Annotated in this window: 20 protein-coding genes and 1 pseudogene; 12 read left to right on the top strand and 9 right to left on the bottom strand. The window is 40.7% G+C overall.

The window, feature by feature from the left end:
* Positions 1-230: 230 nt before the first annotated feature.
* The 3 genes from HUN01_RS20485 to pheS form a co-directional block, all read right to left on the bottom strand.
* On the bottom strand, positions 231-896 hold the full coding sequence (locus HUN01_RS20485; protein ID WP_181927739.1) for an MAE_28990/MAE_18760 family HEPN-like nuclease: 666 nt from the start codon (positions 894-896) through the stop codon (positions 231-233).
* Complete coding sequence (locus HUN01_RS20480) at positions 893-2,059, bottom strand: DUF262 domain-containing protein (RefSeq protein WP_238845507.1); 1,167 nt, start codon at positions 2,057-2,059, stop codon at positions 893-895. Before HUN01_RS20480 ends, HUN01_RS20485 begins: the two co-directional genes overlap by 4 nt.
* Positions 2,060-2,259: 200 nt before the next feature.
* Positions 2,260-3,252, bottom strand: coding sequence for a phenylalanine--tRNA ligase subunit alpha (pheS, locus tag HUN01_RS20475; RefSeq protein WP_181927738.1), 993 nt, complete (start codon positions 3,250-3,252; stop codon positions 2,260-2,262).
* A gap of 366 nt (positions 3,253-3,618) precedes the next feature.
* Between pheS and surE the strand changes: the two genes are divergently transcribed.
* The 12 genes from surE to HUN01_RS20415 all read left to right on the top strand — a co-directional run bounded on the left by surE (position 3,619) and on the right by HUN01_RS20415 (position 16,406).
* Positions 3,619-4,416 carry a 5'/3'-nucleotidase SurE gene (gene surE, locus HUN01_RS20470; RefSeq protein ID WP_181927737.1) on the top strand — a complete coding sequence of 266 codons (798 nt, stop codon included), beginning with the start codon at positions 3,619-3,621 and terminating at the stop codon, positions 4,414-4,416.
* A gap of 286 nt (positions 4,417-4,702) precedes the next feature.
* A complete protein-coding gene (locus HUN01_RS20465) occupies positions 4,703-5,599 on the top strand; it encodes an MBL fold metallo-hydrolase (protein ID WP_181927736.1) in 897 nt (298 codons plus the stop codon).
* A gap of 403 nt (positions 5,600-6,002) precedes the next feature.
* On the top strand, positions 6,003-7,067 hold the full coding sequence (locus HUN01_RS20460) for a bifunctional riboflavin kinase/FAD synthetase (protein ID WP_181927735.1): 1,065 nt from the start codon (positions 6,003-6,005) through the stop codon (positions 7,065-7,067).
* Positions 7,068-7,209: 142 nt separating this feature from the next.
* The gene (locus HUN01_RS20455; RefSeq protein ID WP_181927734.1) at positions 7,210-8,118 is read left to right on the top strand and encodes an AAA family ATPase; all 909 of its coding nucleotides are present in this window, start codon (positions 7,210-7,212) and stop codon (positions 8,116-8,118) included.
* A gap of 272 nt (positions 8,119-8,390) precedes the next feature.
* Positions 8,391-8,648, top strand: coding sequence for a type II toxin-antitoxin system RelN family antitoxin (locus tag HUN01_RS20450; protein WP_181927733.1), 258 nt, complete (start codon positions 8,391-8,393; stop codon positions 8,646-8,648).
* On the top strand, positions 8,638-9,000 hold the full coding sequence (locus HUN01_RS20445) for a type II toxin-antitoxin system RelE/ParE family toxin (RefSeq protein ID WP_181927732.1): 363 nt from the start codon (positions 8,638-8,640) through the stop codon (positions 8,998-9,000). Before HUN01_RS20450 ends, HUN01_RS20445 begins: the two co-directional genes overlap by 11 nt.
* Positions 9,001-9,174: 174 nt before the next feature.
* The gene (locus HUN01_RS20440; RefSeq protein ID WP_181927731.1) at positions 9,175-9,768 is read left to right on the top strand and encodes a cytochrome C; all 594 of its coding nucleotides are present in this window, start codon (positions 9,175-9,177) and stop codon (positions 9,766-9,768) included.
* 294 nt (positions 9,769-10,062) lie between these two features.
* Positions 10,063-12,855 (top strand): preprotein translocase subunit SecA, encoded by a 2,793-nt coding sequence (gene secA / locus HUN01_RS20435; RefSeq protein ID WP_181927730.1) that lies wholly within the window; start codon positions 10,063-10,065, stop codon positions 12,853-12,855.
* 188 nt (positions 12,856-13,043) lie between these two features.
* Complete coding sequence (locus HUN01_RS20430; RefSeq protein ID WP_181927729.1) at positions 13,044-14,054, top strand: nucleotidyltransferase family protein; 1,011 nt, start codon at positions 13,044-13,046, stop codon at positions 14,052-14,054.
* Positions 14,055-14,176: 122 nt separating this feature from the next.
* Positions 14,177-15,082 carry an S-4TM family putative pore-forming effector gene (locus HUN01_RS20425; RefSeq protein WP_181927728.1) on the top strand — a complete coding sequence of 302 codons (906 nt, stop codon included), beginning with the start codon at positions 14,177-14,179 and terminating at the stop codon, positions 15,080-15,082.
* Between the two features lie 305 nt (positions 15,083-15,387).
* Positions 15,388-15,720, top strand: coding sequence for a low molecular weight protein tyrosine phosphatase family protein (locus HUN01_RS20420; protein WP_181927727.1), 333 nt, complete (start codon positions 15,388-15,390; stop codon positions 15,718-15,720).
* Positions 15,717-16,406, top strand: coding sequence for a class I SAM-dependent methyltransferase (locus HUN01_RS20415; protein ID WP_181927726.1), 690 nt, complete (start codon positions 15,717-15,719; stop codon positions 16,404-16,406). Before HUN01_RS20420 ends, HUN01_RS20415 begins: the two co-directional genes overlap by 4 nt.
* Positions 16,407-16,463: 57 nt before the next feature.
* On the opposite strand, the pseudogene HUN01_RS20410 reads toward HUN01_RS20415, so the two are convergent.
* The 6 genes and pseudogenes from HUN01_RS20410 to HUN01_RS20385 all read right to left on the bottom strand — a co-directional run bounded on the left by HUN01_RS20410 (position 16,464) and on the right by HUN01_RS20385 (position 24,038).
* A pseudogene (locus tag HUN01_RS20410) lies at positions 16,464-17,487 on the bottom strand (IS4 family transposase).
* A gap of 145 nt (positions 17,488-17,632) precedes the next feature.
* Positions 17,633-18,076 carry a hypothetical protein gene (locus HUN01_RS20405; RefSeq protein WP_181927725.1) on the bottom strand — a complete coding sequence of 148 codons (444 nt, stop codon included), beginning with the start codon at positions 18,074-18,076 and terminating at the stop codon, positions 17,633-17,635.
* Between the two features lie 354 nt (positions 18,077-18,430).
* Complete coding sequence (locus HUN01_RS20400) at positions 18,431-20,992, bottom strand: penicillin acylase family protein (protein WP_181932757.1); 2,562 nt, start codon at positions 20,990-20,992, stop codon at positions 18,431-18,433.
* 225 nt (positions 20,993-21,217) lie between these two features.
* A complete protein-coding gene (locus HUN01_RS20395) occupies positions 21,218-22,018 on the bottom strand; it encodes an ABC transporter permease (protein ID WP_181927724.1) in 801 nt (266 codons plus the stop codon).
* Positions 22,019-22,230: 212 nt separating this feature from the next.
* Positions 22,231-23,049, bottom strand: a complete 819-nt coding sequence (locus HUN01_RS20390) for an ABC transporter permease (RefSeq protein ID WP_181927723.1) — start codon at positions 23,047-23,049, stop codon at positions 22,231-22,233.
* On the bottom strand, positions 23,046-24,038 hold the full coding sequence (locus HUN01_RS20385) for an ABC transporter ATP-binding protein (protein WP_181927722.1): 993 nt from the start codon (positions 24,036-24,038) through the stop codon (positions 23,046-23,048). Before HUN01_RS20385 ends, HUN01_RS20390 begins: the two co-directional genes overlap by 4 nt.
* Between the last annotated feature and the right edge of the window lie 74 nt (positions 24,039-24,112).

The raw sequence follows: 24,112 nt of genomic DNA, 5'->3' as shown, positions 1-24,112 counted from the left end.
GGAAGATTTGAACCTTTGGCAGATATTCCAGGTCATTCAGGAATAGTTAAATAAAGTTTCACGCATGGTGGTTAGTGTCATCTACCGACTACCTTAATATTTTTAATGGGGAAGGATTTTGCCAGTAGTGATCATCTTCAAATGTCAATGTTGCACTTTTAAAAACCTGAGAAGCATCTACAAAATCAAATGCAATGTTCGCCTAAATTTAATTGGCACTTATTTTTATTTTAAAGCGATGAGATAAATGTACTTGGGCAATAATATTGTTTTGTAGACGCACAATTATCTATCTGATTACGGAAATTATCGATTATTGCTACTACTTCTCCGTGTAATTCATCATACTGTTCTTCATCTATATCAAGGTAATTTCCGTGAGCAATCATATTTCTTTTCTTTAGTAATTTTTCATCTATTAGTACTTCTTTTGATTCATATAAACTGTAATCTAGACCTAGCATACATACTATTTCTTTAAAAACTGATGATGATAAATTAGATGTAGCAATTCTATTTTCGTATTTGATGACACTTCGCTCTGTCAGTTTTGTTATAAAAAATTCTGCGACTTCATTGTATATAGTTGCTTTATTTGTTTGATTTGCTTGTTCTAACTTATCTTTCATTGCCAATGCTATAAAATTGTTGGAAAGTTTATTATAAGGAAGACCCTGCATAGCAACAAATTCTAAATAAGTATTGGCTGCTACTTTGATAAATCCTTCCCAATGAGCATAAAGCATAGTGATTCCACTACGAAGTAACGCATTTTTTTTTCCTGGCGAGAATGACTTTAAATCAATTAGGGCTTTCAATGCTGAAAGTTCTATTTTTCGCCATGCAAGTTCTTCTGCCAGCTTATCACTAAGCTGCTCTACAGTACGTATTTTCATGGCTGAAACATTTGACGACCAAAGGGAACTAGTTTTGGTACTCTTCGCTGTGCAGTAGTACCTGAGCCTGAAGAATTTGTGTATTCAGGATTTGTCCAAATTTGTTTTACTTTTTCGCTTATATTGATATGTGAATGAGATAACTGTTCGTAGTTGTAACCAATTCCTAAAGCAATTACCTCATAAGCAGAAACTAAAAATCCTCCTAAAAACTTATCTTTGTTAGGCGCATATCTACGAAAACTATCACTTCCCATTTGTTCATATAAAATTTCAAATGTTTTATTAAATGCAGCTTCTTCTTCAGTATAATTAAACTCTTTATTCTTAGCAATTTCTACCATCTTATCCGTTAAAAAGCCACTTAAATCATTACCTATTTTTTTCATTTCTCTTTCTTCAAGAGTACGGAACACTAAAAACCTGATTAGTAGCTCAATATCATATTGTTCTTCAATAGGCCTCTCACTTAAAGCTATACACTCTTTAAACATTTCATTTTGACTTAACTTTTTAACCCAATGGAACATTTCTCTATTAAACATTACTAGAATGCAACTTCTAATCTCTTGCGGAGTCGCTATTGATCCCCCATTATTTAATCTCTGAAATAACTCATATTTTGCAATTTCATCACTTTCTTTTAGAAGAATAGTTGCATCAATCTTTGCTCTTTTGATTAACAATCTCTGAACTTGCGTTAGAGAATTTGGTATATCGTATGGATCTTCCCACTTTTTACCTTCCAGATTTGGCAAATATTTAGTTTTGTCAAGAACCAATGGGTCTAGAGGATTTTTATCTTCATCCTTTAGTTTTCCAATAAACTCATATATCGTTGATAATCTTTGAAGACCATCTACAACATCCCATACTCCATCCTCACGTTGAGAAACAAAAATTGGTGGAATAGGTATACCTAGTAAAATTGATTCTATCAAGCTTGTCTTTTGACTCTTATCCCAACGAAAAAACCTTTGATACTCTGGATGTATATCAATTTCTGCATTTTCATATAGGCTGATCCATTCCCCAATAGACATGGAATAGTGATCGGCTCTAATCTCTTGTCTCATTTTGTCGATTTCTTCCTGAAGTCCCATGTTTTTACTCCAATTTTGTTGAGAATATGGAAATTTTTGCCAGTTTAGCCAGTTTTTCATTTCTGTCTTTCAGGCTGAGACAGTTAACTTTTGATCATCATCAAGCTGCGATAAACAAAACTAAACTGTCAGAACTAAACAATAAAAAGCTTCAAAAGCCTGCAAAAACAAGCAGGCTTCTCGGTGTAATCCTAAGTTTATAGTCTTAGGATAATTAGTGACTTATGCAATTAGCCCATTCTATCTTTGCCATCAATTACTTAAAATTGTTGCAAAAACCGCAAATCGCTAGCATACAAGCGACGAATATCATCGATTTGGTGTAACACCATTGCAAAGCGTTCTACACCAAAACCGGCAGCAAAGCCTGTATAAACTTCTGGATCATAACCCACAGACTTAAGTACATTTGGATCGACCATACCGCAGCCCATCACCTCCAGCCAGCGACCATTCCACTGCAAATCCACTTCAGCGGAAGGTTCGGTAAAGGGGAAATAACTGGCGCGGAAGCGAATTGGCAAATCGCCAAATATTGCTTGTAAAAATACCTTAATTGTGCCTTTGAGGTCTGTAAAAGTTAGTCCTTCGTCAATGGCTAAAAGTTCTATTTGATGGAAAACAGCCGAGTGAGTCGCATCTACATTATCTCGCCGATAAACTCGCCCTGGAGCCACAACCCTAATCGGTGGTTCTTCTCTTTCCATGTAACGAATTTGTACTGACGAGGTATGAGTACGGAGAAGATTCCCATCTGGCAGGTAGAAGGTATCCTGCATATCACGGGCGGGGTGGTCAGGCGGGGTGTTGAGAGCCTCAAAATTATAATAATCTGTTTCCATCTCTGGCCCTTGAGCTACGGTGTAACCCATACCAACAAAGATATCCAGTGCCCGATCGATAATGCCATTGAGGGGATGAATGCGGCCTTGGGGGCTGTAAATTCCCGGCATAGTTACATCTAGGGTTTCCGCCTCTAGCTGTAGTTGAATTTGCGCGGATTCCAGGGTAACGCGTTGCTGGTCTAGACTAGTTTGCAGGGATTCTTTGACTGTATTAGCGATCGCTCCAATTTTTGGTCGTTCCTCTGCACTCATTTGCCCCATACTTCGCAACAGTGCCCCCAACTCGCCTTTTTTACCCAGATAGTTAACTCTGAGTTCCTCTAGACGTTCTAGGGTGTCGGCGGCTGCGATCGCTTTTTCTCCTTCCTGCCGCAGTGCTAAAAGTTGAGCTTCTAAATTGCTAGTCATTAGTTATTAGTCATTGGTCATTTGTCATTAGTCTATAGTCAAAAGCTGTGAACTGGTCGATAAATAAACCTACAGCTACACCATTAACATCAGCCAAAGGCGAGGGTCAAAACCAAACCTTTAGAGACAATTGGGGTAGTAGAGCGGGCGCGTAAATCCAGCTAACATCTCAATTAACAAAGACTTGATGATAGACAAGGGGATTGAACAACTTGTTAAAGGTAGGCAAACTTTCGCCACAGTGTACTTAGTGAGTATAAATATTTTTTTGCCCCTTGTGACCTCAGACATTGACAAATGGCTAATAACAAATAACTAATAACTAATAACGAATGACCAATGACTAATGACTAATGACCAATAACTATGAAATTACTAATTAGTAACGATGATGGCATTTCTGCTTTGGGGATTCGTACCCTAGCCAATTACTTGGCAGAGGCAGGTCATGATGTCAGTGTAGTTTGCCCAGATCGAGAGCGATCGGCAACTGGACACGGGTTAACTTTACACCAACCCATTCGCGCCGAAATTGTTGAAGGGATTTTTCATCCTGCTATCAAAGCTTGGGCTTGCGATGGTACGCCTTCAGATTGCGTCAAATTAGCGCTGTGGGCTTTGCTCTCGACTCCCCCCGATTTGGTTCTCTCTGGCATTAATCAAGGTGCAAATTTGGGAACTGAAATTCTGTATTCCGGCACTGTGTCTGCGGCAATGGAAGGTTTAATTGAAGGCATTCCCAGCATAGCGCTAAGTCTTATGAGCCACACATCTAAAGACTTTCAACCTGCTGCTAAGTTTGCCAAAATTCTCGTAGACCAGTTAGCCCAAAAACCGCTGCCAGATTTAATGTTGCTCAACGTCAATATTCCGGCTGTGAAGTGGGAAGAAATTGCCGGCGTTACTCTTACCCGTCAAGGAATACGGCGTTACATTGATGTATTTGATAAACGAGTTGATCCTCGTGGAAAAACGTACTACTGGCTAACTGGAGAGGTAATGGAGGATGTGGAACCCCCAACCGGATTAAATCTGCCTGAAAATGTACCTACAGACGTGCAGGTTGTACGTAAAAACTACATCAGTATTACCCCGTTACAATACAATCTGACTTACGCAACTGGACTAGATAAATTGTCTGAGTGGGAATTCAATATTCCGTGAATAATTTGATTTATCAGGACAAAACTGAGGTTATTTAAATACATTAGAGAAAAATGTAGGCTATAACGTAGGGGCACTCTTGAAATAACTGATACACATCACCCGAAATTCTGGAAAATTTTAACTGACAGTATTTCATCAACATTTACACAATCAGCCAGAAACAGGGTATGCTGTTTTACCAAGAAATCCTCCCCCTAATAAAATTGGCGAGACAGCATAAACTTAGACAAAATAAGTAACAATTTTTCCAAATATCGCCCGCTCAGTCCAGCAAGCAATACACATGTCTAGGATAGAGAACCAATTTACCGTACAATTTTGGGGCGTTCGCGGCAGCATCCCCAGTCCAGGGCCACACACCGTTCGTTACGGCGGTAATACCCCTTGCATATCAATGCAAGCGGGCGATAAACGCTTAATTTTCGATGCTGGCACGGGACTACATGTTTTGGGGCAATCTTTGTTGCGCCAAATGCCGTTAGAAGCTCACATATTTTTTACCCACTCTCACTGGGATCACATGCAGGGTTTTCCCTTCTTTACCCCAGGGTTTGTGAAGGGTAATGACTTTCATATCTACGGTGCGATCGCACCTGATGGTTCTACCATAGAACAGCGCCTCAACGATCAAATGTTACACCCGAACTTTCCCGTACCCTTGCAGATTATGCAAGCCAATTTAAACTTCTACGACATTCGACCGGGGCAACCAATCCACATTGATGACGTTACCGTAGAAACAGCACCTTTAAACCATCCAGGTGAAGCCGTAGGATACCGCGTCAATTGGCGTGGTGGTGCTGCTGCTTATATCACCGATACCGAACATTTTCCCGACCGACTCGATGACAATGTGCTGTGGCTAGCTCGTAATGCCGACATCTTAATTTACGATTCTACCTACACAGACGAGGAATATCATTGCCCAACATCACTGAAAATTGGCTGGGGACATTCTACCTGGCAAGAAGCGGTGAAAGTGGCACAAGCTGCTAACGTCAAAACTTTGGTGATTTACCACCACGACCCCGCCCACAATGATGACTTTTTGGATCGTGTAGGCAAACAAGCCGCTGAAAAATTTCCTGGCGCTATTATGGCACGAGAAGGAATGGTACTTCAGATTCCCACCTCAGTTGCCTTATCAGAATCTTTTCCTGTTAGTAAGTTTTCTACCTAGAGATTGCGATCGGAGGAATTGGAGATTTTAGATTAGATTGGTGATCAGAAGCTTTCAGCAGTCATTGGTCATTGGTCATTAGTCATTAGTCATTGGACAAAGCGCAAAATCTGTAGCAAGATCCCGCAGGGTGCGCCGACTTCCGGCGATAGAGTAGCGATTCGTCGAGTCCGCACCCCTGGGGAAAAGCAAGCTAGCTACGCACATCGTCTTGTAGAGAGCGTCTGGCAACTCTTAGAGACGCTCTTGCTAGCTTGCTTAAGAGTAGAAATTTTGTAAGAGAGAACAAATGACAAATGACAAATTACAAGTTGCTACTAGAAAACCTGTACTCCTCAAGGCGGTTTACTATAAGGTAGCTTCCTGCTGATAGCTAAAATAAACCTAAAATCTCAGAATCCACGTGCTAAATTTGTCTCAAAATGGGTGTTCTGTGTGGGTTGCTTCTTCAAGTGAAGGGCTACTAACGCCGACTGCTGTTGCCCTTGGCAAGTTTGATGGTGTTCATCTTGGTCATCAAAGGGTAATTCAGCCAGTCTTGCACGCTGGTAGTCACTTGTCAGTAGCCAGTAGTCCGCAGTCAAAGGAAAATCAACTGCCAAATCAAGAATATATCTACTCAACAGTTGTCACCTTTGACCCCCATCCACAGGAGTTCTTTACAGGGCAACCCCGGACTTTGTTAACACCACTGGATGAAAAAGTCCAACAATTGCGATCGCTTGGTGTAGAACAACTAGTGTTACTACCCTTTGACAAAGAGTTGTCTGCTTTAACTCCCGAAGATTTCGTCGAAAAAATTCTTGTGCAACAACTGCAATGCCAGCAAATTAGTATCGGGGAAGATTTTTGTTTTGGTGAAAAGCGTAGTGGTACTGCCAAAGATTTGCAATTAATCGCCGCCAAGTACAATATCCCTGTGGCGATCGTTCCTTTACAAACTTATACAGGTGACTCCCCCACCCAAAGTAGTTGTGTTAGTACTACTCCGACTCAAGATGCCCGCATTAGCACTTCATTGATCCGCCAAACCCTTGAGCAGGGAGACATCGAAAACGCAAATCTACTACTAGGACGCCCTTACACCCTCTTTGGTGATGTCGTTCAAGGTCAACAATTAGGCAGAACAATTGGCTTTCCCACCGCTAACCTCCAACTACCAAAAGAAAAGTTTTTGCCCCGCCAAGGAGTCTATGCTGTCCGCGTTTTCACTCTCACTGAAACATCAGATGTTGCTCATAGTGAGGGCTTGGGTGTAATGAATATCGGTAATCGCCCAACTGTAAACGGTACTTATTCATCTGTGGAAGTACATTTATTAGATTGGTCTGGTGATTTGTATGGCAAAAAACTGGCTGTGCAGCTAGTTAAATTTTTGCGCCCTGAACAAAAATTTCCTTCTTTAGAAGCCCTGAAAACACAAATTCAACTTGACTGTGTTGTTGCTAGAGAAGTTTTGGGTGCTTAGTGGGAACAATAGATAGGGAATAGGGCATGGGGCATGGGGCATGGGTAATTGGAAAATTCTTCCCTAGTCCTCAGCACTTAGTATCTGCTACCCAGTCCCCACTCCCCACTCCCCACTCCCCACTCCCCATTCCCTACAACGCATGAGAGAAAAAATCGACGCTTTAACACAAAATCTAGCTCTTACCATCGTTGGCAAAGCTGAGGCGATACGCTTAGTGCTAGTCGCCTTATTAGGTGGTGGTCATGCTCTCCTAGAAGATGTCCCTGGTGTTGGTAAAACCCTCCTCGCTAAATCTCTAGCTCGTTCACTGGATGGCAAGTTTCAACGGCTACAATGCACTCCCGATTTACTGCCAACAGATATTACTGGCACCAACATCTGGAACCCAAAAAGCGGCGAATTTACTTTTCTTTCTGGGCCAGTTTTTACCAACGTATTGCTAGCTGACGAAATCAATCGCGCTACACCCCGCACTCAGTCGGCATTACTGGAAGTTATGGAAGAACATCAGGTAACAGTTGATGGTGTCTCTCGTCCAGTTCCCCAACCTTTCTTTGTCATTGCCACTCAAAACCCTGTTGAGTATCAAGGTACTTTTCCCCTGCCGGAAGCGCAAATGGATCGGTTTATGTTGTCGCTGAGTTTGGGCTATCCTTCCGAGACAGAAGAACTCCAGATGTTGCAAAATCTCCAAAATGGTGTGAAGGTTGCTGATTTGCAGCCTTGTATTACCTTGGCAGAAGTACAAGAATTGCGTTACCTCTGCTCTCAAGTAAAAGTGGCAACTTCCTTGCAGCAGTATATCCTCGAATTAGTGCGGGCAACACGCCAAGATGAGGAAATTGCCCTTGGCGTCAGTCCACGTGGCACATTAGCATTACAACGAGCTGCCCAAGCGTTAGCTTTTCTATTAGGGCGTGATTATGCGATTCCTGATGATGTGAAGTTTCTCGTCCCTCACGTTCTTTGCCATCGCCTTATTCCTAGAGGAGGACGCAATGCAAGGACTGTTGTTGAGCGATTATTGCGATCGGTTTCTATTCCTTAAGAACGTGAGTTCGATGAACTCAAAAATCGCTATCCGAGGTGGTGGTAACTGCATTTCTTGCTGAGGAAAATATTTTTTTACGCTTTTACTCCGGTTTTTTCTGCGTCAGTTTGCACATTGCGTATCAATTCATCCAAACTATCAGGGAAATTTCCTCGCACCACCATTTTAGTAAATACCTCATCATGGTCAGACTTGACTGAACTTAAGTTTCCCGATCCTGCTGGAATTTGAGCATGTTAGGATATCCTACAAAATTAGGTAGACAATAAATGAAAGCGATCGAAGTTACCGGCAGGATTGATTCTCAAGGAAACCTAGTTCTAGATGAGCCGATTCAGGGAAACACTTATCCTCATCAGGTTCGGGTAATTGTGTTGGTTCCAGAACAAGCAGAAGCAGAAGAGGTTGACCCTGACGATACACCCGTTGAGGAAATTAAAGCTAGCTTGAGGAGAGCCTTGCAGCAAGCAAAAGCTGGTCAAACCAGACCAATTAGCGAGCTATGGGACAGGATTGATGCAGAGTGATAATACGGTTTTAATTCGATTTTCTGATGAGTTTGAGCAGGAACTTTACAGGCTATCAAAAAGATTTCGCAATATTCGCTCTGATGTTCAACCGATTATTGAGCAATTACAACAGGGGAGTTTTGTCGGCGCTCACATTGCGGGCATTGGTGAGGAGTATATTGTTTATAAGGTGAGAGTTCGTAACAGTAATATCCAAAAAGGTAAGAGTGCTGGATATCGATTGATTTATCAAGTTGAGTCACCTACAAGTATTTTACTACTAACGATTTATTCAAAATCTGACAGGGAAGATATTAATGTAAATGAAATCCGAGATATTATGGCTGATTTTTATAGTAGGGAAGATTAAAACTGTTAGGACATTTTTCCTTCCATAGTCAGTGGTGTACTGTTGTGGATATGGTGGATATGAAAGATGTGTTGCTTGCCAAAACTACTTACGCAAAATCTGAAACACTGATAATACTGCGTAAGTCTTATGATTAGCAGAAGCGCCACTTCTAAATATCTGGGAATGTGAGGAATGTCAATTTTTGTTAAGCGCAAATCCCGCGATCGCGAAAAGCACGAGCCTGATAGCGACCGCCAAGCACTACAGCAAAGCGCCGAACGTGAATTCAAACGCCAATTTTTCGGTTTACTTTTGGTAATTGTAATGTGGAGTTTAGCTATGGGCTGGCTTCTAGCTTTGGCGACTAACGCCCAAAGTGTTACTCCCACCGCTGAAATTGGCACTGTTGACGTAGTACCTGCACAATACCAACTAGGGCAAGAACTGTATTTGGAAAACTGCGCCACATGCCACATCGGTATACCACCAGCAGTTTTACCCACCCAAACTTGGAAAAATCTCCTACAAGACTCGCAGCACTACGGCGCACAACTCAAGCCTTTAGTCGATCCGCCGCGTATCTTAGTGTGGAAATATCTTTCGACTTTTTCCCGTGTGCAGCTAGATGACGAAGAAACACCCTATCGCCTCAACAACTCACGTTATTTCAAAGCTTTGCATCCAGGAGTTCAACTACCACGTCCTGTCCAGATTGGCAGCTGTGTCAGCTGTCATCCCAGTGCTAGTGATTACAATTTTCGCCGCTTGACCGCAGAATGGCAGTGAAGAGTGAAGAGTTAGGAGTTGAAAAATTCCTCACTCCTAACTCCTAGCCCTATTCCCCCACTCCCTCTCTGGCCCCATCTGAGGGCAAAATGATACTATGAAGAAAGACTAAATATAAGATAAGAGTTAAAACCAATCAGTTTACTAAGATGATTGGCTAATTTTTCTCCTGTTTTTGAGTTAATTCTCATTTCACACCCATCCACGACCAAGACGGTTGGGCTGGGTTAAATGTTTATAATCAATGCCGACCCTTTAATCCCCATCCCCCTTGATTCAGTTCTATAATCTGCCATGCTAAAACTTCTGTTGGGCGACCCCAACGCTCGTAAGCTTAAAAAATACCAACCTTCTGTTACTGAAATTAACCTTTTAGAGGAAGAAATTAAGGTTCTTTCCGATGATGAGTTAAAAGGTAAAACCGTCGAATTTAAACAACGGCTCGCTAAAGGTGAAACCTTAGATGACATATTGCCAGAAGCTTACGCCGTTGTCCGGGAAGCAGGACGGCGAGTCTTAGGCTTGCGGCACTTTGATGTCCAACTCCTTGGCGGTATCATTTTGCACGTGGGGCAAATTGCCGAAATGAAAACAGGTGAGGGTAAAACTCTGGTCGCCACCTTGCCGAGTTATTTAAATGCTCTCACTGGTAAAGGTGTACACGTCATCACCGTGAACGATTACCTGGCTCGTCGGGACGCTGAATGGATGGGACAGGTGCATCGGTTCTTGGGGCTGAGTGTGGGGCTAATTCAGTCAAGCATGACTCCTAGTGAACGCCAGAAAAACTACGACTGCGATATCACTTATGTTACCAACAGCGAGGTCGGCTTCGACTATCTGCGGGATAACATGGCGACATCAATGGCAGATGTGGTACAGCGCCCGTTTAATTATTGCGTAATTGACGAGGTGGACTCGATTTTAGTTGATGAGGCGCGGACACCACTAATTATTTCTGGGCAGGTAGAAAGACCTACAGAAAAGTATCTACAAGCCGCTGAAATAGCATTCACACTCAAAAAAGACGAACATTACGATGTAGATGAAAAAGCTCGTAACGTTCTATTGACAGATGAAGGGTTTGCGGAATCGGAAAATCTTTTGGGAGTCACAGATTTATTTGACCCAGAAGATCCTTGGGCGCACTTTGTTTTCAATGCAATTAAAGCTAAAGAACTTTTCCTTAAAGATGTAAATTACATCGTCCGCAATGGTGAAGTAGTAATTGTGGATGAATTTACCGGTCGGGTGCTAGCCGGTCGGCGTTGGAGTGATGGATTACACCAAGCGATTGAAGCGAAAGAACACGTAGAGATTCAGCCAGAAACTCAAACTCTAGCGACAATTACTTACCAAAATATGTTCTTGCTGTATCCAAAACTAGGTGGAATGACAGGAACGGCAAAAACCGAAGAACCAGAATTTGAAAAAATTTATAAACTCGAAGTTGCGGTAATTCCCACCAACCGCGATCGCAGACGGGAAGACTTGTCTGATATGGTGTTTAAGACAGAATCAGGTAAGTGGGGAGCGATCGCTAGAGAATGTGCCGAAATGCACGAACTTGGCAGACCTGTATTAGTAGGAACCACTAGTGTAGAAAAATCTGAACTTCTGAGTAGGCTGCTGAAGGAATTGGCGATTCCTCACGAATTACTTAATGCCCGTCCGGAAAACGTCGAGCGTGAGGCGGAAATCGTCGCCCAAGCTGGACGCAAAGGTGCTGTTACCATTGCTACTAACATGGCTGGTAGAGGTACAGACATCATCCTGGGTGGTAACTCCGAATATATGGCACGTCTGAAGTTGCGGGAATACTTTATGCCCCGGATCGTCATGCCAGAAGATGAAGATAGCTTTGGCGTACAAAGAGCAGCCGGATTGCCTACAGGACATGGCGGTGGTCAAGGCTTTGTACCTGGTAAGAAAGTCAAAACTTGGCGGGCTTCGCCAGAAATTTTCCCGACTCAGTTGACAAAAGAAACTGAAAAACTACTCAAAGATGCAGTAGAAATTGCCGTGCGTGAGTATGGCGAACGTAGTTTACCGGAACTGGAAGCAGAAGACAAGGTAGCTGTAGCCGCAGAAAAAGCTCCCATCGATGACCCTGTGATTTTGAAATTGCGGGAAGCTTACAATCGGGTTAAGCAGGAATATGAACAATTTACTACCCGCGAACATGATGAAGTAGTGGGAATCGGCGGTTTGCACGTAATTGGTACAGAACGCCACGAATCACGGCGGATTGATAACCAGTTGCGGGGACGTGCAGGAAGACAAGGCGACCCTGGAACCACGAGATTCTTCCTCAGTTTAGAGGATAACCTACTGCGGATTTTTGGTGGCGATCGCGTTGCTGGGTTAATGAATGCCTTCCAAGTGGAAGAAGATATGCCTATCGAATCTGGGATGCTTACCCGCAGTTTGGAAGGCGCACAGAAAAAAGTTGAAACCTATTACTACGACATTCGGAAGCAGGTATTTGAGTATGACGAGGTGATGAATAATCAACGTCGTGCTATTTATGCCGAACGCCGCCGGGTGTTAGAAGGTCAAGATTTGAAAGAACAGGTGATTAAATACGCTGAAAAAACGATGGATGACATCGTTGACTACTACATCAACATAGACTTGCCCTCGGAAGAGTGGGAGTTAGAAAAGTTGGTTGAGAAAGTCAAAGAATTTGTCTATTTGCTAGCGGATTTACAAGCGAGTCAATTAGAAGATATCACAGTCAGCGAGATTAAAGCCTTCCTCCACGAACAGGTACGAATTGCTTACGACCTCAAAGAAGCGCAGATTGACCAAGTTCAACCCGGACTGATGCGCCAAGCGGAACGCTTCTTTATCTTGCAACGCATTGATACATTATGGCGGGAACACCTGCAACAAATGGATGCCTTGCGCGAATCGGTAGGATTGCGTGGTTATGGGCAAAAAGACCCGCTAATTGAATACAAGAGCGAGGGTTACGAACTCTTCTTGGATATGATGGTTAACATTCGCCGAGATGTGGTTTACTCGTTGTTCATGTTCCAGCCGCAGCCGCAGCAGATGGTGCAGGCATCATCAGAGATGGTTTGATATTGAGATAGAAAATAATCTCACGCAGAGACGCAAAGACGCATAGTCGTTTTTGCGTCTTTGATTTATTGAATAAATATCAATTCAAGAAAATCTAAATAATATTAAGCTTTTAAGAGTTTGTCATCTAAAATACAAATGTACTATAATATTATTTTCTAGTTTCTTCCAGTTATTAATAGTATTTTATGGCTAAAACTGTCAATGCAGCTTTTAATGATTTTTTGAAAAATTATGTCAACTTAGATCCAAATGATACTATTCAAGCAAGAAAGAGCAGAGATTGGCTAGTAGAAGAGCAAATACATTCATTTCCGGAAAAAGACATATACTTTCCCACGCTGTATTCAGAAAAAGATATTTACTTTGGCTCTTTTGCTAGACGTACAAAAAAAAGAGAACTTGATGATATTGATATTATGATTGTTTTAAGTGGTGAAGGAGCGTCCTACTATGAATATATAGATAATGTAATTGAGATATATGTACCTGATTCTGCTTATAAATTAAAAAGACTTTATTTTGATAGTACAAACAAACTAAATTCACGAAAAGTTATTAATAAAATTATAGCTTTAATGAATAAAGTGCCACAGTATGAAAAAGCTGATATCAACAGAAACTTAGAAGCTGCTACACTCAAATTGAAAAGTTATTATTGGAATTTTGATATTGTCCCTTGCTTTTTTACAAAACCCGACTTTTCTGGAAGAACTTATTATTTAATTCCAGATGGCCAAGGTAACTGGCAAAAAACAGATCCAAGAATTGATCGAGATCGAGCAACTCAAGTAAATCAGTTCCATGATGGCAATATATTCAATTTAATAAGATTAATGAAATTTTGGAATAAAAGACCAACGATGTCATCAATGTCCTCATATTTACTTGAAAATATGATATTAGACTATTATTCAGATAATATTTATAGAAAAGCATCTAGTTATGTAGATTTAGAAGTTCCAAACTTATTACAATATATTAGAGATAATATTTTTAATTCAGTTAATGATCCTAAAGCAATTCAGGGAAATATTAATAATTTAGAACTAAAAGAGCGATCTAGTATTTGGACTAGAGCGCATATAGATAATATAAAAGCCTTGGAGGCTAGACAATTAGAAAGTGAAAATAACCATAAATTATCAATTAGTAAATGGCGCGAAGTCTTCGGCATAAACTTTCCTATTTATAGTTAAAAATTAATTCTATTAATGAATTCTACAATACTTACACTAAGATTAAAATAATGCTTAAAAATTTTTGGTTAAATTTAAAATTTGAAAAAGTCTTTATATCTATAGCTATTTCCTGATTATTTATGAACAAAATTCCCCAAGAACAGAATATACAACTTCAGTTGGAGCGTTTAGCAGCACAACGACAACTCTACTCTGATGCTAAAAGTATACAAAATGCCAGCATGATTCTTAGCATTCCCCTAGTAGTTGTATGGTCTATTTTTATTGCATTGCTCCCTAGATTTCAAGTTTATGCTGCTTTGTGGGGAATAGCTGTAACATTTTTAGATATTCTTATACTTAGTCGTTGGCAGAAATATCTTCAAGAAAAAGCTGCAAAAATCCAACAACTTTTTGATTGTGATATTCTTCAATTAGATTGGACAAAACTAAATTCTGGAAGCCGCCCTGAACCAGAAACTATCATTGATAGCTCTGCTAAATATAGACATAAATATACAAATTACTCAAAGCTTGAAAACTGGTATCCGATTAATGTTAGCCAATTACCAATTTACCAAGCACGTATTATTTGCCAGCGTTGTAATATTTGGTGGGACGCTAACCTTAAGCGACGTTACTCTAATTTGGTAATTGTTGTATTAATTGCAATAACAATTATTGTCTTTTTAGTCGGTTTGATTGGAGGTTTAACCTTAGAGAAATTTGTATTAGCAACTTTGACCCCACTAGTACCTACATTCGTTTTTGGATTACGCCAGTATATTGATAATAATGAAGCTGCAACTCGACTTGACAGACTTAGAGAAAATTCTGAGAGTATCTGGCAGCAGGTCGTCAATGGTAGAATTGCTCCTCAAGAACTTGAGACAGAATCATATAATTTGCAAAATCAAATATATGATAACCGTCGTCTTAGTCCATTAATTTTTGATTGGATATACTATCGATTGCAGCGAAAAAATGAAGAAGAAATGAATAGGGGTGCTGAAGCCCTGATTCAGGAATTGCGTCAGTCTCCTTAGTAGGATTTTTTAATGAATAGTCAGCGATCATCAATGAAAATCATTCAATTTCTTGAAGCTTAATAAGATATGTTGGTTTATATTTGGCATAGTTTTGGGGTTGTCTGTGGTGCAATCACAGTAAGCTATTTTACTTTAATAACTAGGCAACCAGAGACAAGCTAGCCTATAAAGTAGCTGATATAATATGAATAGCAGTCAAGAGGCCTGACTTTTCAGATCGCGGAAGCTAGGTCTTCCCTTGACTGATTTTTATTGTCTAAGAATATAGAATAGCTATGTATTTGCTGTATACAGATTAATTAATGAAAAAGCTTTTATTTATCTGTAGCCAGAATAAATTGCGAAGTCCTACCGCCGAGGCTGTATTTTCTGAATATGAAGGATTTGAAACAGACTCGGCAGGTTTAGATCGCTATGCTGAAGTACCATTATCAACGGAGGCTATTCAATGGGCTGATATTATCTTTGTAATGGAAAAATCGCATAAAAATAAACTATCCAAAAATTTTCAGCCCTTCCTGAAAGATAAAAAAATTATCTGTTTAGATATACCAGATGACTATGAATATATGGAACCAGCTTTAATTGAATTGTTAAAACAGAAAGTTTTACCTTTATTAAAAATAAAAAAATGAATATTCAAGAAGCTTTTAATATTGCCGCAGGAGATTATGATAACTTACGTCGTGTTTTAATTCCCTGTTTTGATGACTTTTACAAAACAGCTGTTGAAATTATCCCAGGCGATTGCAATGCACCGCTGAAAGTTTTAGATTTGGGGGCTGGTACTGGACTTTACTCAGGTATGGTTCAGTCCATATTCCCGAATGCAGAGTTCACATTGCTTGACTTAGCCCCTGAAATGTTAGAGAAAGCTAAGTTAAGATTTAGCAAAATGGGTAAATCTCCCAATATCTTAATTGGTGACTACATTGAGACTGATTTAGGTGGTTCATATAACCTAATAATCTCTGCCTTATCGATTCATCATCTGTCGGATGTTGACAAAGAACTTCTTTATCAACGGATTTATGAAGTTCTCAATCCTGGAGGGATATTTATCAACGCCGATCAAGTTCTCGGTAAAACGCCTGATTTAGAACAACTTTACCGTCAAAACTGGTTAGATTCTGTCCGCGCGAAGAATATCTCAGAAGAGGATCTCAAAGCTGCACAAAAACGTATGGAATACGATCGCATGGCAACCCTTGATATTCAACTTCGCTGGTTAGAAGCGGCTGGGTTCCAAAATGTGGATTGCTGGTACAAAAATTTTAGCTTTGCTGTTTTTGGTGGTTATCGACCAACTCAGAAATGTTGAATGCTGATACAAAACTTTACATAAATAGTTACACTAACTCTAAAAAGGCTAAATTAGTCAACATAACATCATCTCCTCAAACCAATGAACATAGCTGATTTTCTGACACATACAAGATTGCAAATAGCGGAATTTATCTAATAGTGTATGTCCCCATTGTGCGGGAATAGATAAAAGCTGTAAAATCAGATAAGCTATTAAACTAACGTAAATTTGTATGGTGATACCGTTGACGTTTTTGGTAATTAATTTGTCAAGTTTTAAGTGCATCTTTAAAAACTTCCACAAGAGTTCAACTCCCCAACGTAATCGATAAATATCCCTAATTTCATCATCATTAACAGCTGCATCTCCCGACTTTGGTAAATTAGTCACTAAGCGGAACTCAGTTTTCGTTTCTAAATCACAAAAATTAATGACTCTATAGGCAATAGCCTCATCAGATGCACCTACTTTGACTAATCCAGTTGCATCCTCAAATTCTAGTAACGAAATTGTTTTTAATCCGCAAAACAAAATATTTGTTTTCTTGTACCAATTCTTGAATGAATTTTAATCCCGCAAAGCCTCTATCCATTACCCCTACAGCATTAGTTGGGAGACTAGACATCATCTTGGAACCAAATTTATAATCATGATCATGTCCAAAATTGATCAAGTTATCTTCTGGGCTACCTGTAGCTAAATTCAAAGAACTAAAAAGTTTGACTTGATGATGACCCAAAACCCATAACAATTTACTTGTCAGGGTAATAATTGTTGAATCAATAGGACAAATAGCATATTTATCGTGTAATTTTTTGTGAATTTTCTTCTGTACTAATTCATTTAATTTTTGGTAAATTCCTTGAAATTGTTTTTGGCTTCGATGTAAATTTGCTTTAGAAAAAGTAGAAATATCTACCTCAAATCCTGTATTGTTTAATCTCTTAAATAAATCTCGCATACTTGTTAAGCTATTATCCAGAGCATAGGATAGCCAGCACTCAAAGAATAGACGACTATTCAATACTGGATAATCATTTTTTGGCAGGCTTTTCAAGATATCTTTGACAATTTTGGGAAATGAATTTATAATCACAATCAAACTAATATAGTTTAAGCCTTCGCCCAAAAATACCATATTTTGGGCTATTTTTATCGGATTTTTCTTACCGTTCAACACTTCTGCGACCAACTATTTAACCGCTATTTATGCATTGAGATTCCAGGCAGAGGAGAATGGATTATTTGCCAGAACAGTAGCTATTAATTTCCTTGACTATTGAACTTTCTTCACTACTACTCTTTTGCAGAGATACCAAAAAGCCCTTTGCTGCTGGTAGATTCTTTTTATCTATAGCTGCTGCTGCATTATTTAATTCCTTGCTGATGTTCTGATAGAGTGTGAGAAAACGTCCTTGAAAACCTTGGAGTTTCTCATCCTTAACTTCTAGTGCTTTCATCTCTGTGGCAAGTGGATCGATCTTACCAGCAAGTTCAGTCAAGGCTTTGGAACCTTGTGCCGGATTAGAATTTTTACCGAATTCCTGACCTAGAGTAGATGCCTGATTGGCAACCTTTATGACTTTGTTACATTGAGCAACTTTACTTTCTCCACAACCTGCAAATAATAATGCGATCGCAGTAGTTGCTGAAAGTATAAAACTTCGTTTAAACACGCATTGCATAATGTTCTATTATCTCCGACGATGTTTCACTCAAGTTGGGCAGAGGAAACGGATGGTCAGCAAAAATACGTTTTTCTCAAAAGAATCTTTATTTCTGTTTCTAACTTTCTTTCTGCCCTGTTACTTTATACTTCATTTTTCCTAAATAGTGTATGTAATTACACTTAATTAACTAAATTTAAAATTGCATAGCCAGCTTGCCCTCCAATACTACTCGGTTAAACATTTTGAACCCAAAGTTTGGTTTTGGGAAAGGGTTAAAGGTTTTTAATTTCCCTTTCCCCCCGCCCCTTATCCCCAGAGGGGGCCCCACCTTCCCCTTTCCCCCTTAACCGACAAGTATTGGCTTGCCCTCTACTCTCGCAATTTGGGAACGAACTTCAATGTCACAGTGGTGTTATTTGCAACAGACTTCTGTTCCCAAAGCATCTGGTGATATTCAATCTTGCGCCAAGGTTCAACCATATCGTTGTAGTGACTATGGAAAGCATGTCCTGATTGTCCAGGGGTGTGAATTGCTACTGAGTTATCTAAATTTCCTAAATCTACAATCATCCGCAGTGAAGGAATATCAGTCACTTCAAAGGATTTATTTGCTCTCCAACGGTTAGCATTCACTGTTTCGCCGTTACCAGATGTGGCAAAAGCACCACGATTAAATAAAGCTTCAATCGGTGGAACCCCAGATTTACCTAAAGTGGCATTCCGAAAAGTAATGGTATGCAGCTTGCCCCAATTCCAGTTTTTCGGGTCTTTGCTTTGAATTCGTTCTAGTTCATCCACGGCTTCTATGAAGGATTGTCGCAGGATTTGGTCGCGGCTCTCAACTTTTGGAGTGTTGCGATTGTCCCACCAAGAACTATTGGGCTGTTTGACCAGATTTGCGATTACAGCATACCAGCGATCGCCTCCATGCGGAAAGTACTTTTCAGGTAACTGATCGTGAAACGTATCTGCCAGTAAGTGTTTCCAGAAGACTTCAAACAAAGCAGCAACAGGCGATGTCATTCCTAACTGCAAATTCCAATCTTGCAGAAGTTTTTGGGCTGCCTGCAATCGGGGGGTATCAACAGTGATAGATTGCAGTAGCGGTACTAATGTTTGTGCATTCAGATTGCGATCGTCTCCCTGTATCTGCTGCACACCTTTCAGGGAAATCGGCTGTGTTTGTTGTGAAATCATCTCAACGATGCGCTGTGCCCGATAGCCATAAACCCAGTCTGCGGTAATTAGATAAGGATATTCACGCATAACTAAATTATTAGCAGTAGCAATATAACCTTGAGGTGGATTGAAACTTTTGGGTAACTGCTCAAAGTCAATATAGCCTTGCCATTCATATTCATCCGTCCAACCAGGAACGGGATAACGCCCATCTCCCTGAGCGCGGATGGGGAATTTACCAGGCATTTGGTAGCCAATATTGCCATCAATGTCAGCGTAGACCAAGTTTTGAGCCGGGACATCATAATTGCTGGCAGCAGTGCGGAATTCTTGCCAGTTTTGGGCGCGATTGATTTGGGGAACGGCATACCCTAGTTTGGAAGGTTCTAGGGCTGTCCAGCGCAGGGCTACGGCGTAGTTTTGCGGTAATTCTAGCGACTGACTCGGCTGGAATTGCTTTAGATTGGGCGAAACATCAGAGAGAATTGGCCCATGTCGGGTATAGCGAACCGTTTGGACAATCGGTTGACTTCCGGCGACTTGAATCGTCTCTGGCACGAGTTGCATATTAACCCATTTACCATTGACTTCATACTGGTTAGGATTTTTCGGGTTGATTTTCTCGATGTATAAATCCATCACATCAGATTGTACATTGGTGACACCCCAGGCAATGCGATCGCTATGACCGATAATTACCCCAATCATTCCCGCAAAGGAAAAGCCAGAAACGTTGTAGGGACATTCTGTACTCTTCGGTGTACAGTGCAGACCAACCTCATACCAGATAGAGGGAATTTGCACACCTAAGTGCGGGTCATTCGCCAAAATTGGCTTACCTGTAGCTGTCCGCTGACCAGATATCACCCAGTTATTCGAGCCAATACCTATTCCCGTGGGCCCTATAAGTTGTTCCAAAGCCATCATCGGCTTAGTAATTGACTCTAAAGCAGGTAATACATCTGGAGAGTCGAGAAGTGAAGAAGATGCGGGGAAATAACTCTGCGTGTTCCCCTGTCCCCCTGTTCCTGTGTCCTCTTTTTTCTGGAACTCAGGTAAAATAACTGGCAAGTCTTGAGGGTATGGCGGAAAAAGTTCCTCTACTTGATTAGGGTTAAGGGTTTTGAGCAAAATAGCACGTTCAATTTCGCTCTGAAAATTTCTGCCCAAATCATAAGCCATTACCTTACCCCAAGTCAAAGAATGCAGTATTTGCCAAGGTTCTGGCTGATACCCAGGATTGAGAAACTTTAGCACAGTGTATTCTAGACTCAGGGCGCTGCCGTGATGCTCTGTCAGATAAGCATTGACACCATCGGCGTATGCTTCCAAGTATGCTTTCATCTCTGCATTAATTTCCTGAATTTCTTGCTGCGCCACCCTCGCCCAACCCATTGTCCGCAGATATTTATCAGTGTCAACCTGAGATGAACCAAACATTTCTGAAAGTCGCCCAGAACCAATGTGTCGCCAAAAGTCCATTTGCCAAAAGCGGTCTTGGGCGTGGATATAACCTTGCGCCATAAATAAATCGTGGGAGTTGGCAGCATAAATATGGGGAATACCCCATTTATCGCGTTGAACGGTTACTTCAGCTTTCAGTTCAGGTAGTTGAATTGTGCCACTCTCTTGTGGAAAGGATTGGCGTACAGTGTAGGTGACAAATCCCACTAACAATAGCCCCAGCACTAACAGGAAAATCAGAGTAGTTTTGAGTCTTTTACGTAACCAACCTTTCCTGGAATTTTTCATGTGAGCTTCTTGTGGCATTGTTTAGTGAAATTAGGCAATCCTACAAAGTATTAAATCAGAATCTTTAGAAAAGTGCGATCTGTCCATTTAAAATACACCTGAGTACACAGCTAAAATTCAGGGTAAGCTGTTACGTATAGAACTTGCATTATCAGGGCGGGCAAGATGCCCACCCCACAATCATATTGGAAAAATATTAGTGCAAATTAAAGGCGCAATAGCTTACTAGCTGCCAGTAGAACAATAGTATCGCTCTCCTATTTTCCAAAGCTGGAGCGCAACTATTAGAAAGATAATACCTGCGATTGGCGAGACATAACAAAACCACAAAGGCACTAAAAAAACATCTTCTTTTTCAAGTACTGCAAGCAAAGGAAAATAACTGACGCAAGCAAGCGGTATCAAGAAAGTAAAGAATCGCTGAAACCACTTGCTATAAATTGCAAGAGGGTACTGAGCCGTTTCCACCCCTCCATAAGTGAGGATATTCATAATTTCGAGAGATTCAATAGTCCAGAAGGTGATGGTTGCTTGCATAATGACAATGCCAACAAAGAGCGCAACTCCACCAAAAAATGAAGTACCTAAAAGCCATAAGGTTTTAAAAGTTAAAGGTATGTGGAGTGATGAAAGTGACCAACACATAACAAAAATTCCTTGAAATAATCTTCCGATTCGTTTCAAAGTAAACTCTTTACCTAAAAGCTGAAGTGCTGTGGTGCGTGGACGAACAAGTAAACGGTCGAAGTCTCCACTTTTAATTATTGTTGAAAATGAGTCAAAGCCTTTTCCAAGGGCATCAGCACAAGCAAAAGAAATATTAATTATTCCATAAAATAGAGCAACTTCATTTAAAGTCCATTTACCAATACTATTAAAACGACTAAAAAGTGCCCAGACTCCAAAAAATTCAACAGCAGTTCCTAAAAGCTGCCCTATGAATTGCAGCCAGAAAGAAACTTTGTACTGCATTTGCGACTTGAAAGATACAGAAATATATCGAAGGTAAAGCAAAAAATCATTCATATCGCTTTGTAATTTTTATCTAAAATAAATTACCTAATACCGTTTCTTTGTGAAGCTGCATATAATTAACCCCCTCTAACTCCCCCTTGCAAAGGGGGATAACCGGATATTTCCCCCCTTTGTAAGGGGGGATTAAGGGGGGTAAATCAAGAGTTTGCGCTAACCTATCTCTTGCTTAAAAAATTACGAATTACGAATTAAGAATTATTTACTCATCCCCCCTGAATTACAAGCTTTCTGATGCCATATTTCACAAGGACTCGCCCAAGGATAATAATGACAACTATCCAGAAAGCTTGATATAGCAAAACATTAAACAGGGCGTTTGGTTGAAGATTGCCAGTAAAAAGACGAAAAGGTTTGTCGATTAGTCCTGAGAAAGGAAGTGCATTCAAAAAAGGCTTGCTCCACTCAGGAAAAAGTGGCAAAGGAACAATCATTCCAGAGAATATAATAATCAGAGTGGGTAGAACACTATTAATTCCCTCGCCAGAAATTGTCCACATCATTGATACAGTAAGAAGCATAGTCAATGCAGACGAAAGTAAAATTGCGCCAAAAAAAGAGAGAAGAAAGGCAACAAAAGAAGCAACGGATGGTGGAAAAGAAAGCGACCATTCATCAAGCCCCAAAAGGGGAAAAATCAAAATTGTCACACAAAGAAGCGGAATAGCACGAAGTATCAGGGGCGTTGTGCGAAACGCCAAAGCGCGAGTAAACCAAAAATTATAAAGGTCTGTAGGTCGGAGAAGATCGTATCCTACAGCACCAGTTCGGATGAGTTCTTGAATATCTCTATCACCTCCCCAAGGGACAATCGCCATTAGAAATGCCTGTCCCAGCCACACATATCCTACAGCCTCCTGAAAAGTCATCGGTTGAGCAGAGGTTGCATGAGTAAAGAATGCCTGTAAAACCATTACTTTCACGAACCCCCAGAAAAGCTGAGTTACAACACCGGCCAAAGCAGCAGCACGGTATTGCAGCAGCAGTGTAAATCTAGCAACAAATAGTGACCAATATGCTTTCATGGGATAATTCCGGCTGAAATTGCATAAAGTTCAGCAACTATTTCCTCAATGGGTGGATTTTCCACAAAAAGATCCTCTACTTCGTGTTGCGAGGTAACTTGGCTAATTAAAGACGCAGCAGAAAGCTTTGTGGGATCGAAGGCTATAGTTACAGTGCGACCTTCTTTAGAGATAATACTGACTCCTTCTTGCTCAAAAAAGAAATCATCGTTTGCTAGGTCGATTCTTAAGTACCGACGCGAAGAAACTTGAGAACGCAGTGCTGCTAGAGTTCCATCACAAAGGATTTCACCTCCACCAATAATAATGATGCGATCGCACAATGCCTCGATATCATCCATATCATGGGTAGTCAGGATGGTGGTTACTTGATGAGTTTTATTCAGCGCTTTGATAAATTTTCTGACTGCAAGCTTGGAAACTGCATCAAGTCCGATGGTGGGTTCATCAAGAAAAAGAATTTCCGGTCTGTGAAGCATTGCGGCTGCAAAGTCACATCGCATCCTTTGACCAAGGCTTAACTGTCTCACCGGAGTCGAGAGAAAGCTGGCTAGACCAAGTAAATCAATCATTTCTTCGCGTGTCTGGCGATATTCTGATTGGGGAACGCGATAAATATCTCGCAGCAAATCGAAAGACTCAATTACTGGTAAATCCCACCAGAGTTGTGTTCTTTGACCAAACACTACACCGATACGATTAACGTGCTTAATTCGATCTTTCCAAGGAGTTCGTCCGCCAATTAGGCATTTTCCACTAGAAGGTACGAGAATACCGCTTAAAATTTTAATAGTGGTCGATTTACCAGCCCCATTTGGGCCAATGTATCCTACAAGTTCTCCCCGTTCCAGGGAAAACGAAACTCCTTTGAGGGCATAAACTTCTTTAGTTTTTCGCTGCACAAGCCCTCGTATTGAACCGAAAAGCCCAGAGGAACGTTCAGACACAAAGAAAGTCTTCCTGAGATTTTCGACCAGAATGTGAGACATATTTTGTTAGTCTGTTATCACGAAGAAAGGCAGGGGGCAGGGGGCAAGAGGCAGGGGGCAGGAGGCAGGAGGCA

It is taken from the genome of Nostoc edaphicum CCNP1411 (assembly GCF_014023275.1).
In the GTDB taxonomy this organism is placed as follows: domain Bacteria; phylum Cyanobacteriota; class Cyanobacteriia; order Cyanobacteriales; family Nostocaceae; genus Nostoc; species Nostoc edaphicum_A.
This window is presented reverse-complemented; position numbering and strand designations above follow the sequence as displayed.